The organism is Streptomyces sp. NPDC046900 (genome assembly GCF_040644975.1).
Lineage (GTDB): Bacteria > Actinomycetota > Actinomycetes > Streptomycetales > Streptomycetaceae > Streptomyces.
On sequence record NZ_JBEYXD010000132.1, the window covers coordinates 1 to 16654 of the forward strand.

10 protein-coding genes and 2 pseudogenes are annotated in these 16654 nt (G+C 70.8%); 8 read left to right on the plus strand and 4 right to left on the minus strand.

The window, feature by feature from the left end:
- From ABZ904_RS47275 to ABZ904_RS47300, 6 genes and pseudogenes are all read left to right on the plus strand, one after another.
- Nucleotides 1–206 (plus strand): annotated as a pseudogene (locus tag ABZ904_RS47275) (ISL3 family transposase); the annotation flags it as partial.
- Nucleotides 207–590: 384 nt separating this feature from the next.
- Nucleotides 591–1283 (plus strand): hypothetical protein, encoded by a 693-nt coding sequence (locus tag ABZ904_RS47280; protein ID WP_361000601.1) that lies wholly within the window; start codon nt 591–593, stop codon nt 1281–1283.
- 6 nt (nt 1284–1289) lie between these two features.
- Nucleotides 1290–2807, plus strand: coding sequence for a DNA polymerase Y family protein (locus ABZ904_RS47285; protein WP_361000603.1), 1518 nt, complete (start codon nt 1290–1292; stop codon nt 2805–2807).
- Nucleotides 2800–5958, plus strand: coding sequence for an error-prone DNA polymerase (locus ABZ904_RS47290; protein ID WP_361830304.1), 3159 nt, complete (start codon nt 2800–2802; stop codon nt 5956–5958). The genes ABZ904_RS47285 and ABZ904_RS47290 overlap by 8 nt, the downstream gene beginning before the upstream one ends.
- The gene (locus tag ABZ904_RS47295; protein WP_361830306.1) at nt 5955–6236 is read left to right on the plus strand and encodes a hypothetical protein; all 282 of its coding nucleotides are present in this window, start codon (nt 5955–5957) and stop codon (nt 6234–6236) included. Before ABZ904_RS47290 ends, ABZ904_RS47295 begins: the two co-directional genes overlap by 4 nt.
- 675 nt (nt 6237–6911) lie before the next feature.
- Nucleotides 6912–7101 (plus strand): annotated as a pseudogene (locus ABZ904_RS47300) (ISL3 family transposase); the annotation flags it as partial.
- 506 nt (nt 7102–7607) lie between these two features.
- Here ABZ904_RS47300 and ABZ904_RS47305 read toward each other — a convergent pair.
- The 4 genes from ABZ904_RS47305 to ABZ904_RS47320 are packed head-to-tail and all read right to left on the minus strand — an operon-like array spanning nt 7608 to nt 14051.
- Nucleotides 7608–8858 carry an alpha-L-fucosidase gene (locus tag ABZ904_RS47305; protein ID WP_361830308.1) on the minus strand — a complete coding sequence of 417 codons (1251 nt, stop codon included), beginning with the start codon at nt 8856–8858 and terminating at the stop codon, nt 7608–7610.
- 3 nt (nt 8859–8861) lie between these two features.
- Nucleotides 8862–11903, minus strand: coding sequence for a glycoside hydrolase family 38 C-terminal domain-containing protein (locus ABZ904_RS47310; RefSeq protein WP_361830310.1), 3042 nt, complete (start codon nt 11901–11903; stop codon nt 8862–8864).
- Nucleotides 11904–11952: 49 nt separating this feature from the next.
- Nucleotides 11953–13290 (minus strand): 6-phospho-beta-glucosidase, encoded by a 1338-nt coding sequence (locus ABZ904_RS47315; RefSeq protein ID WP_361830312.1) that lies wholly within the window; start codon nt 13288–13290, stop codon nt 11953–11955.
- The gene (locus tag ABZ904_RS47320) at nt 13287–14051 is read right to left on the minus strand and encodes a DeoR/GlpR family DNA-binding transcription regulator (protein WP_361830314.1); all 765 of its coding nucleotides are present in this window, start codon (nt 14049–14051) and stop codon (nt 13287–13289) included. Before ABZ904_RS47320 ends, ABZ904_RS47315 begins: the two co-directional genes overlap by 4 nt.
- A 119-nt stretch (nt 14052–14170) precedes the next feature.
- Between ABZ904_RS47320 and ABZ904_RS47325 the strand changes: the two genes are divergently transcribed.
- Together ABZ904_RS47325 and ABZ904_RS47330 are read left to right on the plus strand one after the other, a co-directional pair.
- The gene (locus ABZ904_RS47325) at nt 14171–15190 is read left to right on the plus strand and encodes a carbohydrate kinase family protein (RefSeq protein ID WP_361830316.1); all 1020 of its coding nucleotides are present in this window, start codon (nt 14171–14173) and stop codon (nt 15188–15190) included.
- Between the two features lie 77 nt (nt 15191–15267).
- Nucleotides 15268–16545 (plus strand): extracellular solute-binding protein, encoded by a 1278-nt coding sequence (locus ABZ904_RS47330; RefSeq protein WP_359405579.1) that lies wholly within the window; start codon nt 15268–15270, stop codon nt 16543–16545.
- The last annotated feature ends 109 nt before the right edge of the window (nt 16546–16654 follow it).

A 16654-nucleotide genomic window follows, 5' to 3' on the forward strand; every position in this document is an offset into this window, starting at 1 on the left:
ACACCGCCCGCGCCGCGCAGCTGCCCGGGATCACCGGCTTCGCCAGCGGGCTGACCTCCGACCTCGAAGCCGTGATCGCCGGACTGACCCTGCACTGGCGCCCTGGCGGCACCGAGGGCGCCGTGACACACGTGAAAAAGATCAAGAGGCAGCTCTACAGCCGAGCCGGATTCGAACTACTCCGCAAGATGATCCTGCTCCAGTGACCCTCCACGACCGCTCCCCAAGATCTGCGCCAGAGCCCGTTCTCATGGACATAACCAAGCGCCTCAGAGAGCAGCACATGACCCGGAATGCCGAGCTGAACTGAACTCCCCGGCAGGAGTCAGCAATGGTCTCCGGCTAAGGGCCCCAACTCGAGGCGCGCCCGAACGGGTCAATGCGGACATTGAGGGCTCTGGGGTGGCAACCTGCACAGCGGGGTGCCTGCAGGCCGAGAGAGCGGATGGCTCCTCGCCCGCACGGCCACTGGCCGGTGTCGCGCCCGGGTCGTGCCCGCACGTCAACCCGTGACTGGGAGCACTCTCCTTTGGGGTGACATACAGGGCGGCCGACTTGAATTAATCGCACTCTTATTCGAATATCTCGCTATGGGTGCACCACCGGTAGCGAGCGACAGGGCGGGGAGCGGTACCCGTTCGCCGACGGCCTCTCCGCTGGCGACGCTGCTGCCTGGCGGGCGGGTCCGCGCGGGCACCGCGGTCAGCGCGGGCGGGGACATGCCGTTGCTGCTCGCGCTCGCGGCGGAGGCCTCCCGCGGCGCGGCCGGGTGGGCGGCGGTGGGGCTACCGCAGTTGGGCGTTCTGGCAGCTGAGGCCGCCGGTCTGGAACTGGCGCACGGGATGCGCATCGACACCCCGGGCCGGCAGTGGGCGCAGGTCCTGGCCACCGTCCTGGAAGCCGTTCCCGTCGTGGTGACGGGCTCGCTGGATGCGGTGCCCGACCGGGTTGCGCGTCGCCTGGCGGCCGTGATGCGCCGCAGCGGGTCGGTCCTGTTGTCGGCCGGCGGCTGGCAAGGTGCGGAGGTGCGGCTGCAGGTTGTGGTCTCCTCATGGGAGGGCGTCGGCCGGGGGCACGGTCTGCTGCGCGCACGGCGGGTGACGGTGGCGGCCGCCGGGCGTGGGGCCGCTGTCGCGCCCCGGTATGCCGAGATGTGGCTGCCCGGCCCGAATGGTGCCATCGCCCCGGTAGGGCAGGAGGAGAGCGGTGGCCCGCTCGCCGTGCCCGCGACGCCTGCGGTGCGTGCGGTCGGGGGACGTGCGGGCCTGCGCGTGGTGGGGTGACCCGCCGTGGCCGGCAGAGTGGTCGTGGCCTGGGTGCCCGACTTTCCCGTGATCGCCTGTGGCGGCCAGGACGCCGAGCCGGTCGCCGTCGTGCACCGCGACGCGGTGGTGGCCTGCTCGGCCGCCGCGCGCGCGGCCGGGGTGCGACGCCGGATGCGGCTGCGGGTGGCGCAGGCCCGCTGTCCCGAGTTGCGGGTCGTCGAGCGGGACCTGGCCGATGAGACGCGCGTGTTCGAGCGCGTGGCCGGTCATCTGGAGGGCACGGTGATGCCGCGCCTGGAGGTGATCCGGCCCGGCCTGCTCGCCGCGCCCGCCCGCGGCCCCTCCCGCTACTGGGGCGGCGAACAGCAGCTGGTCGACCGGCTGATGGCCGCCGTCGCCGAGCTCGGCTGGCCGGCCCGCGCGGGCATCGCCGACACCGTGTTCACCGCCGCGCTCGCCGCGCGGAGCGGCGAGATCATCCCGGTGGGCGGCGATGCCGCTTGGCTTGCCCCGTACCCGGTGGGCGTGCTGGGCGTGCCGCGGCTGGTGGAACTCCTTCAGCGCCTGGGCATCCTTACCGTCGGGACGTACGCCGGCCTGCCCGAGGACAAGGTGCTGGCCCGGTTCGGCGCTGAGGGCATGAACGCCCACCGCAGGGCGCGCGGTCAGGAGTTGCGGCCGCTGTCGGTCCGATCCGGCACCGGTGAGCACAGCGTGGCGCACACCTTCGAGCCTGCCGAGCAGCTGCTGGAGCCGGTGGCGTTCGTGGCTAAGGCGCTCGCCGAGCAGCTTCACGAGCGGCTCGCGGCGGCCGGCGTCGTGTGCGCCCGGCTGGAGGCGGCCGTCGAACTCGCCGACGGCCGTAGGCGGTCGCGGTTGTTTCGGCATGAGGGGCGGCTGTCGGCGCTCGCGGTCGCCGAGCGGGTGCGCGGCGTGCTGCAGGCCTGGGCGGAGGGCGGCGCCCTGGCCGGCGGCGAGGGCGGTATCACCCGTCTCATGCTGCGGCCCGAACAGCTGACCGCGGCAACGGGCCGTCAGAGCGCCCTGTTCGGTGAGCGGCACACCCCGGAGGAGATCGAGCGGGCCGGCGCCCGGGTGCAGGCCTTGCTCGGCCACCAGGCCGTCCTGCGCATGGAGATCGGAGGCGGCCGGGGACCTGCCGATCAGGTCAGGCTCATCCCGTTCGGTGATCTCGACACCCGCTGCCCGGCCGACGGACCGTGGCCCGGGCGGCTGCCCGCGCCGCATCCCGCCGCCACCTTCCCCCGGTGGCTGCCCGCCGAACTCACCGACGGCGGCGGGCAACTGGTGGCCGTCTCTGCCCGTCTGGCCACGTCGGCCGCGCCCGCCCACCTCACGGTCGACGGGCACGGCGGGGCTGAGGTGGCCGGGTGGGCCGGGCCGTGGCCGGTGCTGGAGCAGTGGTGGGACCGCGGCCGCGGCCGCCGCATCGCCCGCATGCAGATCACCACCGCCGACGGCCATGCCTGGCTGCTGGCCATCGAACACGGCCGCTGGTGGGCGGAGGCCCACTATGGGTGACGCGGACATCCTCCGCTTCCCCACCGCCCGCACCCACAGCGGGAGCGGGGACACCGGGCCGGGCTGGGCCGAGCTGCACGTCCACTCGGCCTTCAGCTTCCTGCAGGGCTGCGCACCACCCGACGCCCTCGTCGCTGAAGCCGCCCGCCTGGGGATTTCGGTGCTTGCGGTCACCGACCGGGACGGCCTGTACGCCGCGCGGCGGCTAGCCCAGGCCGCGAAGCCGGCCGGGGTCGGCACTGTCTTGGGCGCCGAACTCACGCTCGCCTCCCCGGAGCTGGGCACGCCCGTCGTGCTGGCCCGCACCCTGGAAGGATTCCGGCGTCTGTCGGCGGTCATCAGCAGCGCGCAGTTGGCCGGCGCCAAGAGCGCCCCGGTCTACGACCTGGATGTGCTCTTTCGGGCGGCTGCCGCGGGGCAGTGGGCGGTGCTGCCTGGCTGCCCCCGCCCGGATGCCGACCGCCGCGACGTTGCCCTGGTGGCCCGTCGGCTTGAGCGCCTGGCCGAGGTCTTCGGAACCGGCAGCCTCTATGCCGAGCTGGTCAACCACCACCACCCGGAAGACTCCGTCGCCAACGACACCATGTACGTTGCCGCCCGCCGCATCGGTGTCCCGGTCGTGGCCACCGGCGCCGTCCACTACCCCGCGCCGCGCCAGGCCCGTCTGGCCCAGGCCCTGGCCGCGCTGCGCCGCCGCGAGACCCTCGAGCGCGCTGCCGGGCACCTGGATGCGGCCCCGACCGCGCACCTGCGCTCGCCCGCCGAGATGACAGAGGCGCTCACCCGCTACCCCGGCGTGCTGGAGAACACGCTGGAGCTGGGCCGCACCTCGGTCATCGACCTCGACCAGCTGCGACCCGAACTGCCCGGATACCCGACCCCGGCGGGGTACGACGAGGACGCGTGGCTGCGCTACCTCGCCGAGCGGGCCTGTGCCACCCGTTACGGTGAGCGTGAGGAGACGTCCGTTGAGACCCGCGCGGCGTGGAAGCAGGTCGATCACGAGCTCGGCGTGATCGCCGAGCTGGGAATGTCCGGCTACTTCTTGATCGTCCACGACATCGTGCAGTTCGCGGTCGGCCGCGGCATCTGGTGCCAGGGCCGCGGATCGGCGGCCAGCAGCGTCGTCTGCTACGTCCTCGGGATCACGGCCGTCGACGCCCTCAAGCACGGCCTGCTCTTCGAACGCTTCCTCAGCGTGGAGAAGGCAGGACCCCCGGACATCGACATCGATTTCGAGGCCGGCCGCCGCGAGGAGGTCATCCAGTACGTCTACCAGCGCTACGGCCGCGATCACGCCGCCCAGGTCGCCAACGTCATCACCTACCAGCCCAGACTCTCCACGCAGGACGCCGCCCGAGTCCTCGGCTACCCGGCCGCACAGATCAGGGAGATGACCCGGCACATCCACCACAACCCGCCCGGCCCCGACGTCGACCTGCCCCCGGACGTGCGTGAGCTCGCCGCCCAACTGCACACCCTGCCCCGGCACCTGGGCGTGCACGTCGGCGGCATGGTCCTGACCCGCCAACCGATCGGCGAGGTCATGCCCACCGAATGGGCCACCGCCCAGGGTCGCTCCGTGCTCCAGGGTGACAAGGACGACGTGGCCGCCGCCGGCCTCATCAAGATCGACCTGCTGGGTCTGGGCATGCTCTCCGCCCTGCACACCGCCTGTGACCTGATCCGCGAGCACTACGGCGTGCGGCTGGACCTCACGTCGATCCCGGCCGACGACCCGGACGTCTACCGCATGATCGCGCGCGGCGACACGATCGGCGTGTTCCAGGTCGAATCACGAGCGCAGGTCTCGACACTGCCGCAACTGCGGCCGGAGAACTTCAACGACCTCGCCATCGCCGCCTCGATCATCCGTCCGGGCCCGATCCAGGCCGGCTCCAAACACCCCTTCCTGCGACGCCGGCGCGGCGAGGAACCCGTCACCTACCCCCACCCCCTCGCCCGGCGCGCCCTGGAGAGAACGCTGGGCGTCGCCCTGTATCAGGAGCAGGCGATGCAACTGGCCATGGACTGCGCCGGCTTCACCCCCGGCCAGGCGGACCGGCTACGCAAGGCGATGGCCGCCAAGCACGCCCCGCAGAAGGTCGCCGAAATGCGCGGCCGCCTGATGAACGGCATGGCCGACAACGGCATCCCACCCGCGGCCGCCGAACAGATCATCTCCATGATCGAGGCCTTCAGCGGCTATGGCTTCCCCGAAAGCCACGCCCAGTCGATGGCCCACATCATCTACGCCAGCGCCTGGATCAAGTACCACTACCCGGCGGCCCTGCTCGCCGGGATCATGGCCCACCTTCCGATGGGCTTCTACGACGTGCAGACCCTCATCCAGGACGCGCGACGCCGCCAAATCCCCGTCCGCGCCATCGACGTGACCGCCTCCAGCGTGCACGCCACCCTCGAACCCGACGCGGAGAGCGGGCAGATGACAATCCGCCGCGGTCTGACCAGCGTCACCGGACTGAGCCCCGACACCGCCCGCGTGATCGTCGAAGCCCGGGCCGCGCAGCCCTTCGACAACCTGGAGGACTTCGCCCGCCGCACCCAGCTGCCCGCCCGCCTGATGGAACAGCTCGCCGGCGCTGGCGCATTCGACGCCTTCAGCGGCCACCGCCGCACCGCGCTGTGGGCAGCCGGAGCCTTCCCCCGCACGATCCAGCCCTACCTCCCCGGCCTCGGCATGCTGGCACCCACACCCGACCTGCCGCCGATGACGAGCGCCGAACAGACGGCCGCAGACCTGGCCACCACCGGAGCCAGCGCCACCACCCACCCCGTCCACCACGTCCGACCCCACCTCGCACGCCGCGGCGCCCTGACCGCCACGGCCGCGCGCGACCTGGCCGACCAGACCCGGGTCCGCATCGGCGGCCTCGCCAAATACCTGCAGCGGCCTCCGACCGCAAACGGGGTGGCCTTCGGCGCCCTGGAGGACGAGACCGGCATGGTCAACCTCGTCTTCTCCCCACCCGTGTGGGAGCACTGCCGGCGCACAGTCCTCGAAGCCCCCGCCGTCATCCTCGACGGACACGTCGAGCGGGCATACGACGCGGTCAACGTCATCGTCCACAGCGTGGAAGGCCTTCCCGTCCCCGCACCGGCCGTGCGCCGGCGTCTTTACGGGAGGTGACACAGCCAGAAGACCGATCCCGTGGGTGGGGATGCCCGCGGCGGCAAGTCGCCTGGTTCGAGCGTCGCGGGGTCCACGGGCTGTTCGGCCTGGCGTCCGAGGAAGAGCCAGTCGCCGGCCGGCATGGTTCCGCCGGGCCGGTTCGGCCGCCCGGTGCGGACGTAGTCCTGCAGCAGGCCGGCGAAGGGCTCGGGGACAGGGGTGGGCGGCTCGCCGAGCCGGAGAAGGACCTGATCGCCTTCGGCGAGGACATCGTGGACGGTGAGCCGGACTCGTGAGCGCGGCCGCGCCGGCCGAACCGGGGCTCCGCGCGGCGGGATGAGGCATCATGAGGTGCCGGGGGGTGTCGTGAGGTCTCGTCGGCTCGCACTGCGGCTTGGAGCAGGTGCATCACTGCTCGCCGCAGTCGCTGCAGCTGTGGAAGTCCCCGGGATCGGCAAGTGGATCGCGACGGCAGCACTCACGGGTCTAGCGACCGCGGTCAGCGGACTCGTAACGCGGAGCGCCGACCAGGCTGTCGCCCGCGGTCGGGAAGTTGCGCTGGATCCGGCCGCGTCGGCGCCCATTTACGCCACAGGTCGGCAACTCCCGGGAAGAGGCGTCGACACGGGACACGTTGGGCCGATCCCCGACGACGTCAATGCACGGCCAGCCAACACGGTCGACCTGTGGCGCACGAGCGTATACGTGGCCGTGGAGGCCGCCGTCGACCGTGCCGTGATCCTGACGGGTCTCAGCATGCAGATCGAGTCTCGATCCACTCCACCGGCTGTCCAGATCTCTCCTCGGCGCAGGCCACGGGGGAGACCGAGGCGCACGTTCGACGTCCAGTTGAGTGACGCCAACCCACCGGAACTATTCCTCAACGACAAGATCGACGGCCGGCCCGGACGCGGTCTCACTGTCAGCCTCGCCCAGCTTCCGCGCCAAGTTGCTGCATTCGCGCCCAGAAGGAGGAGTTAGCGGGCCGAGTAAGCGCCCGCCTGGCCCGTGCCCTGGCCGCCGATGTTGCGCTCGACGGCGTTGCGGCTGCTGATGCGGCTGCCGCTTCCCCCGCTGCGGGTGCCGCGGATGCTGGGCGTGGACGACTTCGCGCTCGAGCTGCGCCACCGCTATGCCACCGTCCCGACTGACGCCGAGACCGCAAGGCTTCGGCGTTCTGGCGTGAAGTCCGGTTGCGGCGTTTTGCAGGCTCGGTGGTGTCCCGATGCGTGAGCAGGCACGGTTTCCAAGATCATGGAGTTCTCGACGCCGCGTGATCCGAGTGGAAGACCGTGCCGCGGACCGGCAACGCACCTCGCGCGATGGCGACCTGGCGCAACCTGGCCATCGGCGCCGTGAAGCTGGCCGACGTCACCAGCATCGCAGCTGGCCTCTGCCACAACGCCCGGGACCCCACCGCCCGCTCGCACTCCTCGGACTCAACTGATCACAAAACGGACGTCACCCGAGAACGCCGAGGGGTGCAGATCCCCTCAGGGGATCTGCACCCAACGGAGACCGCATCCGTATTCGCGCCATTGCGGCCGTTGCCGTCGTCCAGAGTCGGCCGTCGTCCTACGGTGCGCGGGAGCCCTCAACGGGTCTGCGACCAGGGGACTTACCGTTTTCTAAATTCTCGATGGGAATCGGCCGGCCTGTGAGGAGCCTCAGAACCGGCCGGCTCCCCGGTACAGCTCCAGCTCCCCGTCCAGCTCGACCTTGAGCACGGTGGCGTGGGGGTCGAGGTCGGCCTCGGCAGGCGGGTCGATCCACACCACGCCGACCGCTTCGTGCAGCCCGCCGACAACCCGGTAGGCGAGTTCGGTGCCGGTGCCGAGCACGGTGACCCTGCGGAGCGCCGTGGCCAGGCCCCGGACGCCGATCTCGGCGCGCGGGAGGTCGAACAGGGTGAGGTAGAGCGTGCGGCCGTCCGCCGAGAGGGTGCTGGGGCCGTAGTGGTGCCCGGCCGGCAGACCGCGCACCGTCCCGTACACCGCCTCCTGGTGCCTGCGGATCCACTCCCCCAGGCCTTCCAGGCGCTCCACCTGCGGCTGCGGGATGGTGCCGTCCTCCATGGGGCCGACGTCGAGCAGCAGGTTGCCGCCTCCGCCGATGGTCTCCGTGAAGTAGCGGATCAGCTGGGCGAGTGACTTGTGGTTGTGGTCGTGGCGCTGGTACCCCCACGAGTCGTTGATCGTCAGGCACAGCTCCCAGGGGCCGTCCGGCGGCACGATGGGGGCGCCCTGCTCCGGCGTCGCGTAGTCGCCCTCGCTGAGCATGCGGGCGTTGAAGACGACATGCGGCACATACGAGCGGATGAGCGCGGCGAGTTCGGGGATGCGCCACTGCTCCTCGCTGCGGTCCCACTCGCCGTCGAACCAGAGCAGGTCGGGACGGTAGCGGGAGGCCAACTCCCTCATCTGGCCGTCCCGGTAGGCGATGAACCGCTCCCAGGCGTCCAGGTCCTCGTCCTCGGCCGCCACTTCGGAGTAGCGGTTGTCCTCCAGCTCCGGCGGACGGCCCGGCTTGCGCGTGGAGGCGTAGTCGGGGTGGTTCCAGTCGGAGTGGGAGTAGTACAGGCCGACCTTCAAGCCCTTCTCGCGCAAGGCGTCGGCGTAAGGGCCGATGTAGTCCGTGCCGAGGTTGAGGTCGCCGTACTCCGTGTCCCACAGGGCCACGCCGTCATGGTGACGGCTCGTCAGAACCGCGTACCTGGCGCCGGCGCGGGCGAACAGGTCCGCCCACGCCTTCGGGTCGTACTCGGCGCCGGTGAAGCGCTCCAGCTGGGACATGTACTGGTCGTGCGGCACGATGCCGTCGTAGAACGACCAGGACTCCTGGACGCCGTCGACGGCATAGATGCCCCAGTGCACGAAGATCCCCAACTTGGCGTCGGTGAACCAGGGTTGCATGGCCATGGGTCAGCCCCTGCGCAGCCGGACGGTCAGGATCTGGAAGGGCCGCAGGGAGACCGGGACGCCGCCGTCGGCCACCTCCGCGTCCTCCAGCGGGCGCTCCAGCAGGTCGGTCACCTGAGCGCCGGCCAGCGGGAAGCCGGTGCGCAGCACGGCCTGGGCGCGGCCGCCCCGGAACTCGTAGAGCCGCACGACGACGTCACCGGACTCGTCGTCCGCCAGCTTCACGGCCTCGACGGTCACGCCCTCGCCGTCGACGGAGACGACCGGCTCCGGCTCGCCCGCCGAATCGGCGACCCGGAGCGGGAGGTTGAGCGCGTAGCCCTCGGCCACCGCGTCCTCGATGCTCGCGCCCGGGAGGAGCGAGTACGTGATGCGGTGGCGGCCCTGGTCGGCGCCCGGGTCCGGGATGCGCGGGGCACGGACCAGGCTGAGGCGGACCGTGGTCGTCGTACCGCCGTCCTCGCGGACCGTGCGGGAGACGTCATGACCGTAGGTTGAGTCGTTGATGACCGCGACCCCGTAACCGGGCTCGCCGAGGTGCACCCAGCGGTGGCCGGAGACCTCGAAACGGGCCGCCTCCCAGCTGGTGTTGGTGTGCGTGGGCCGCTGGATGTGGCCGAACTGGATCTCGGCGGAGGAGTGCGGGGCGCGGATGTCGACCGGGAAGCCGGCCTTGAGGAACTTCTCCGCCTCGTGCCAGTCGATGTCCGTCTCGAAGTCGATCCGGGGGCTGCCCGCGCGGAGCGTGATCGTCTGGGTGATCTTCGAGCCCTCGCCGAAGGAGCGAGTGACGCGGATCGAGCCGAGCAGCGGGTCCTCGTCGATGATCTCGACGGAGTCTGTGTCCAGCAGGTCCGTGTAGCGGTTCTTGTAGTGCTTGTCGACGTCCCAGGCGTCCCAGTAGTTCGGGAGGTCGGTGTGCAGACGGAGCAGGTTGCCCGCTTCCGAGAGCACCTCACGGTTCGCCCGTACGTCGAAGACGGACGCGAGCGTGCCGTCCTCGGCGACCTCGACCCGGACCAGGCCGTTGTCCAGCACCCGGCCGCTGACCGTGACGGGGGTCGGCACCGCCTCAAAGCCCACCACGGCGCTGCCGTTCGCCGGCACCTCCACGAACATCGGCACACCCATCGCCGTACGGATGACCTCGGCGCGGTCGAACGGGCTGGTGTTGAAGACCCGGGTCCCGCCGCCACCGAGCGCGGTCACCGCCTCGGCGGTCAGCTCCTCCAACTCCTCGGCCACGCGCGCGTATTCGGCCTCGGCCTCGCGGTGCACCCAGGCGATCGAGGAGCCCGGCAGGATGTCGTGGAACTGGTGCAGGAGGACCGTCTTCCACAGGCGGTCCAGCTTCTCGTACGGGTACGAGTAGCCCGGCGTGTGCAGCGCGGCCGTCGTCGCCCACAACTCGGCCTCGCGCAGCCGGTGTTCGGAGCGGCGGTTGCCCTGCTTGGTGCGGGCCTGGGAGGTGTACGTGGCGCGGTGCAGCTCCAAGTAGAGCTCGCCGACCCACACCGGGGCGTCCGGGTACTCCTCGCGGGCCTTGGCGAAGAAGTCGTCCGGGTGCTCGACGACGACCTTGGGCGAGCCCTCCAGGTCGGCGAGCCGGCGCGCCCGTTCCATGATCTCGCGGGTGGGGCCGCCACCGCCGTCGCCCCAGCCGAAGGGTGCCAGCGAGCGGGTGGCATGGCCCTTCTCGGCGTAGTTGCGGACCGCGCGGGACATCTCCTCGCCGCTGAAGCGGGCGTTGTAGGTGTCGACCGGCGGGAAGTGGGTGAAGATACGGGTGCCGTCGATGCCCTCCCACCAGAAGGTGTGGTGGGGGAAGGTGTTGGTCTGGTTCCAGGAGATCTTCTGGGTGAGGAACCACTCGTTCCCGGCGAGCTTGGCCAGTTGCGGGTAGGCGGCGTTGTAGCCGAAGGAGTCCGGCAGCCAGACGCCCTTGGTCTCGACGCCGAAGTGCTCGATGAAGAACCGCTTGCCGTGGACGAGCTGGCGGGCGATGGCCTCGCCGCCGGGCAGGTTGCCGTCGGACTCGACCCACATGCCGCCGACCGGCGCCCACTGGCCCTTCTTCACGGACTCCTGGATGCGGGCCCAGACCTTCGGGTAGTTGTCGCGCACCCACTCGTACTGCTGGGCCTGCGAGCAGGCGAAGATGAAGTCCTCGTACTCGTCGGCCAGCGAGGTGACGTTGGAGAAGGTGCGGGACGTCTTGCGCTTCGTCTCGCGGATGGGCCACAGCCACGCCGAGTCGATGTGGGCGTGGCCGATGCCGGAGACGATGTGGGCGCTGGCGTTGGCGGGCTTGGACAGGACCGGCTTCAGTGCCTCGCGCACGGCGGAGGCCGAGCCGGAGATGTCGTCCAGGTCCAGCAGGTCCAGGGCGCGGTCCAGCGCGTGCATGATCTCGTGCCGGCGCGGGTCGTGCTCGCCCAGCTCCAGCATCAGCTCGCGCAGCACCTGGATGTCGAGGTCCAGGTGCCAGACCTCTTCGTCCAGGACGGCGATGTCGGCGCGCTTGAAGGTGTAGAGCGGCTTGTCGCCCGCGGTGATGACGTCGCCGAGCGGGGTCGGCTTGCGGAAGTTGTCGGCGAGGATGTCCGGGTTCGAGGCGGCCTCGACCAGGTAGTCGATCTGCTCGCCGCCTGTGGCCGGGTTGGCGATCGCCACGTACTGGTTGAGCGGGTTAACGGCCTTCAGCGGGGTGCCGTCCGTGAGGTGGACCAGGGCTTCGGCCTGGTTGCCCGGCCAGTCGCCCACGAAACCGAGGTCGATGACGGCCTCGACCCGCTTGCCGGCGAACTCGGCGGGCACCTGCCCGCGCATTCGGAACCAGGTGGTCCTCCACGGCGGGCCCCACGGGGTGTCCATCGCGAAGGGCGCGTACGGGGCGGCCGCGGCCTCCTCGAAGGAGACCGGCTCACCGGGAGCCTGCCAGGCCTCCACCTCGAAAGGGACGGTGGCCGCGTAGGTCGCGGGCTTGATGCGCTGGTCGTGAAGGCGCTCCACGCGCTCCTCGATCCGGCGGCGTTCGTCGTGCATGAAAAGTCTCCAGGGAGAGGGCGGAGAGAAGGCGCTTTCCGCAGGGGGCTTACCTCAGGTAGTCGAGGCCAGGATGGACGGCCGTGTAGCCCTCGACCAGGCATCGGGCCACATTGACGGAGTCGACCAGGGGGTGCAGCGCGAAGGCCTTCACCGCCGTCGCACGCGACCGGGACTCGGCGGCGGCGAGCACCTCGCGCTCGACGGCCTTGACCGCGCAGACCAGGCCGGACGCGTGGTCGGGCAGCGGATCGACGGCGACCGGATGCGCGCCGTTGGCGTCGACGAGGCAGGGGACCTCGATGACGGCCTCGGCGTCGAGGACGGAGAGCGTGGTGCGGTTGCGCACGTTCAGGATCAGGGTGGTGCGCTCGTCGCGGGCGATGGCCCGCATCAGGGCGAGGGCGACCTTCTCGTAGCCGCCGGAGAGGTCGTCGGCGTCCCGCTCGCCGGCGCCCGCCGTCTCCCGGTTCTCGGCCATGTACGTCGCCTCGCGCTCGGCCCGGGTGCGGTCCCAGGCGGCGAGGGCCTGGGCGTCGGGGGCGCGCATCTCCTCGTAGAAGTGGGCCTGCTGGTCGCGCAGGAAGGCGCCGCGGGTCTTCTCGGCCTGCTGGTAGGCGCGGACAGCCTCGCGGTTGAAGTAGTAATAGTGCAGGTACTCGTTCGGGATCGCACCCAGCGACTGGAGCCAGTCGGTGCCGAAGAGCTTGCCCTCCTCGAATGAGCCGAGCAGGTCGGGGTCGGCGAGCAGGCGGGGCAGCTCATCGCGGCCCGCGATGTGCAGTCCGCGGACCCAGCCGAGGTGGTTGAGGCCGACGTAGTCGATCCACGCCTCCTTCGGGTCGGCGCCGAGCACCCGGGCGATACGGCGGCCGAGGCCGACCGGCGAGTCGCAGATGCCGATGACACGGTCGCCGAGGTGGCGGGACATGGCCTCGGTGACGAGACCCGCCGGGTTGGTGAAGTTGATGACCCAGGCGTCCGGGGCGAGGCGTGCGACCCGCCGGGCGATGTCGACGGCGACCGGCACGGTCCGCAGGCCGTAGGCGATGCCGCCCGCGCCCACCGTCTCTTGGCCGAGGACACCCTGGGCGAGCGCCACCCGCTCGTCGTTGGCGCGTCCCTCCAGGCCGCCGACGCGGATCGCGGAGAAGACGAAGTCGGCACCGCGCAGGGCCTCGTCGAGGTCGGTCGTCGCCGTGACCTCGGGGACGTCGGTGCCCCGAGCCGCCTGCTCGGCAAGGACACGGGTCACCGCGGACAGGCGTCCGGCGTCCAGATCGTGCAGCACGACCTGCGTGACCCGGCCCTCGCCTCTGTCGCCCAGGAGCGCCCCGTACACGAGCGGCACCCGGAACCCGCCGCCGCCCAGAATCGTCAGTTTCACGCTTGAGCCTTTCCTGCCAGGACCACCTCGACGCCCGCCTCCTCCAGGGAGGACTTGGTCGCCGGGTCGCACGGCGTGTTCGTCACCACCACGTCCAGGTCCTCGGGACCGCAGACCTTCGCCATCCCCGTACCCGGGAACTTCGCCGCGTCGGCGAGGAGGACGACCTTGTCGCTCGCCTTGATCATGGCGCGCTTGACCGGCACCTCGACGACCGTCGTGTCCATCACCTGCCCCCCCGGGCGCACTCCACTGGTGCCGAGGAAGAGCCAGTCGGCGTGCAGCTGGCGCAGGTTGTCCTCGGTGAGGAAGCCGATCAGGGAGCGGTACTCGCGGCGGACCACGCCGCCGAGCAGCACCAGCTCGACACCCTCGTCATTGGCGAGCTCCTCGTAGACCACCAGGTTGCTGGTGATCACCGTGAGGCGGCGGCCGTGCAGCTGGCGGGCGAGCCGGAAGGCCGTCGTGCCGATGTCGAGCAGCACCGACTGGCCGTCGGCCACCATCGCGGCGGCACGCGCGGCTATCGCGTCCTTCTCGGCCACGCGCACCTCGGCGACCTCGGCGAAGGGCTGGTCACCCTCCTCGGCGACCGCGCCGCCGTGCACGCGTGTGAGCAGGCCATCCTCCTCAAGCTTGAGCAGGTCGCGCCTGATCGTGGCGGGGCTCACACCCAGCTGCTCGCAGAGGTCGGTCACAGACGCGGGGCCGCCGGAGCGCAGGGCCCGCAGGATGAGTTGGTGTCGTCGTTCTGCCAGCACGGCGCGAACACTACTCGTCATCTTCAATCAAATCCATGCTCAGTTCTTGACCAATCTCGTTAGATCAGCGCACGATTCCCGTCATCGAAATGACGAGTTTTGACGAGAGGCTGTTTCGCGTGGACGATGACAGGCCCGACGTGCTCCTGACCGGGCTGCTCTTCTACGACCTCGTCCTCACGGGGCTGGGGAAGCCGCCGACGCCGGGCGAGGAGATCTGGACGGCCGGCATGGGCTGCGGCCCTGGCGGCATCGCGAACCTCGCGGTGGCCGCGTCCCGGTTCGGCCTGCGCACCTCGCTGGCCACGGTCTTCGGCGACGACTTCTACGGCGAGTACTGCCGGGGCGTCCTGTGCGACCAGGAGGACATCGACCTCTCGCTCTCCTGCACCGCGGACGGCTGGCCCACCCCCGTCACCGTCTCGATCGCCGCCGGCCAGGACCGAGCCCTCGTCACCCACGGCCAGGAGCCGCCGTACTCGCAGGACGCGCTGATGGGCGACCCGCCCGAGGCGCGCACCGCCCTCGTGCACATCGAGGCCGAACCCCGCCAGTGGATCGCCAAGGCCGCCGCGAACGGCACGCACATCTACGCCGACGTCGGCTGGGACCCCACCCAGCAGTGGTCCACCGACCTCCTCGACCAGCTGAAGCTGTGCCACGCCTTCCTCCCGAACGAGACCGAAGCGATGGCCTACACCCGCACCGACAGCGCAGTCGCGGCCCTCGGCACGCTCTCCGAGCTGGTGCCGGTGGCCGTGGTCACCCGGGGCGGGGACGGCGCGATCGCGGTCGACCAGACGACCGACGAGTACGCCGAGGTCCCGGCCCTCGCCGTGGACGTCCTGGACGCCACGGGCGCCGGTGACGTCTTCGGCGCGAGCTTCGTCGCGGCCTCGCTCGGCGGCTGGCCGCTCGAGGAGCGGCTGCGATTCGCCGTCCTCGCAGCGGGTCTGTCCGTCCAGCATCACGGCGGTGCCCTCGCGGCGCCCGGCTGGTACGGCGTCGACCGCTGGTGGCGCTCCCTGACCGACCCCGACCTCAAACGCGCCTACGGCTTCCTGGCGGACCGCCTCCCGGCGGACGTCGGCCCACCGGTGCGGCACGCCCCCGTGACCCCACCCACACGACAGCAGTGACCTTCGAACCCCCTCTGCCCAACGCCCCACAGCCCAACGCCCCTCAGCACCACGAACAGGAACAACAGGAGTGACCCGTGGACCTTTCTCGTAGAGGCTTCCTCCAGGCCGCCGCGCTCACCGCGGCCGCGTCCGGCCTGACCGTCGCGTGCGGCGGCAGCTCGGGATCAGGCGGCACCAAGAACGGCAAGAACCTCACCCTGTGGTACTGGGGCGGTGCGCTCAGCGACAAGGTGGTCGCGGAGGCGAAGACCTACTTCAACAGCCAGATCAAGCTGACCACGGCGTCCATCGGCGGCGACTTCAAGCAGAAGCTCACCACCACCCTCGCGGCGGGCACCTCCGCGCCCGACATCACCGGCATCAAGGGCGAGGACATCGCGTCCTTCCTGCCCAACGCGGACCGCTTCCTCGACCTGAACGACCTCGGTTTCAAGAAGATCTCGTCCCAGTACCTGGACTGGAAGACCAAGCTCGCCCAGTCCAAGGACGGCAAGCAGATCGGCTTGCCGATCGACATCGGTCCCACCGCTCTCTTCTACCGCGCCGACCTGTTCACCAAGGCCGGGCTGCCCACCGACCCCGACAAGGTGGCCGCGCAGACCAAGACCTGGGACGACTACTTCGCGCTCGGCACCGAACTGAAGGGCAAGCTGCCCGCCACCTTCCTGGTCAACAACATCGGCTCGGTGTTCAACATCGCGGTGGGCCAGGGCACCAAGCGGTTCATCGACAAGAACAACCACTTCATCGGCGACCAGGACCACATCCGCGCCGCGTGGACCACGGCCATACGCCCGTACACGCTCGGCATCGACGCCAAGATCAACGACAACACCTGGAACGCCGCCATCGGCAAGAACCTCACCACCGAACTCGGCGCCGCCTGGCACGCGTTGGACATCGAGCAGGCCGCCCCCCACACCAAGGGCGACTGGCGGGTCACCGCGACGCCCGTCGGACCGGCCAACCAGGGCGGCTCCTACCTGGCCCTGCCCAAACAGTGCCGGAACCCCGAAGAGGCGTTCAAGATCATCAGCTGGATCCTCAGCCCCAGCAACGACGCTCGCGGCTTCACCGACGCCGCCATCTTCCCGGCCGCCCCGGCCGCGTACGCCATGCCGGCGATGACGGGCCCGGACGCCTTCTTCGGCGGACAGAAGATCATCGAGGTCTTCGGCCCGGCCGCCAAGGCCATCCCGGACAGCTACGAGGCGCCCGCCGACGCCGCCGTCATGGCCCCCTACTTCACCGAGCTGACCAACGTCGAGGCCAAGGGCAAGAAGCCCGACGACGCCTGGAAGGACGCGGTCAGCCAGGCCAAGCAGATCGCCCGGCGACAGGGGGTGAACTGAGGTGTCGTCACCTCCGGTCACCGGCCCCGCCACGGTGCCCGAGCACCGTGGCGGGCCCGGGCCGGCCCGGGTCCGCCCCCCGGGCGCCACGAGATCGGGTGTGCACCCG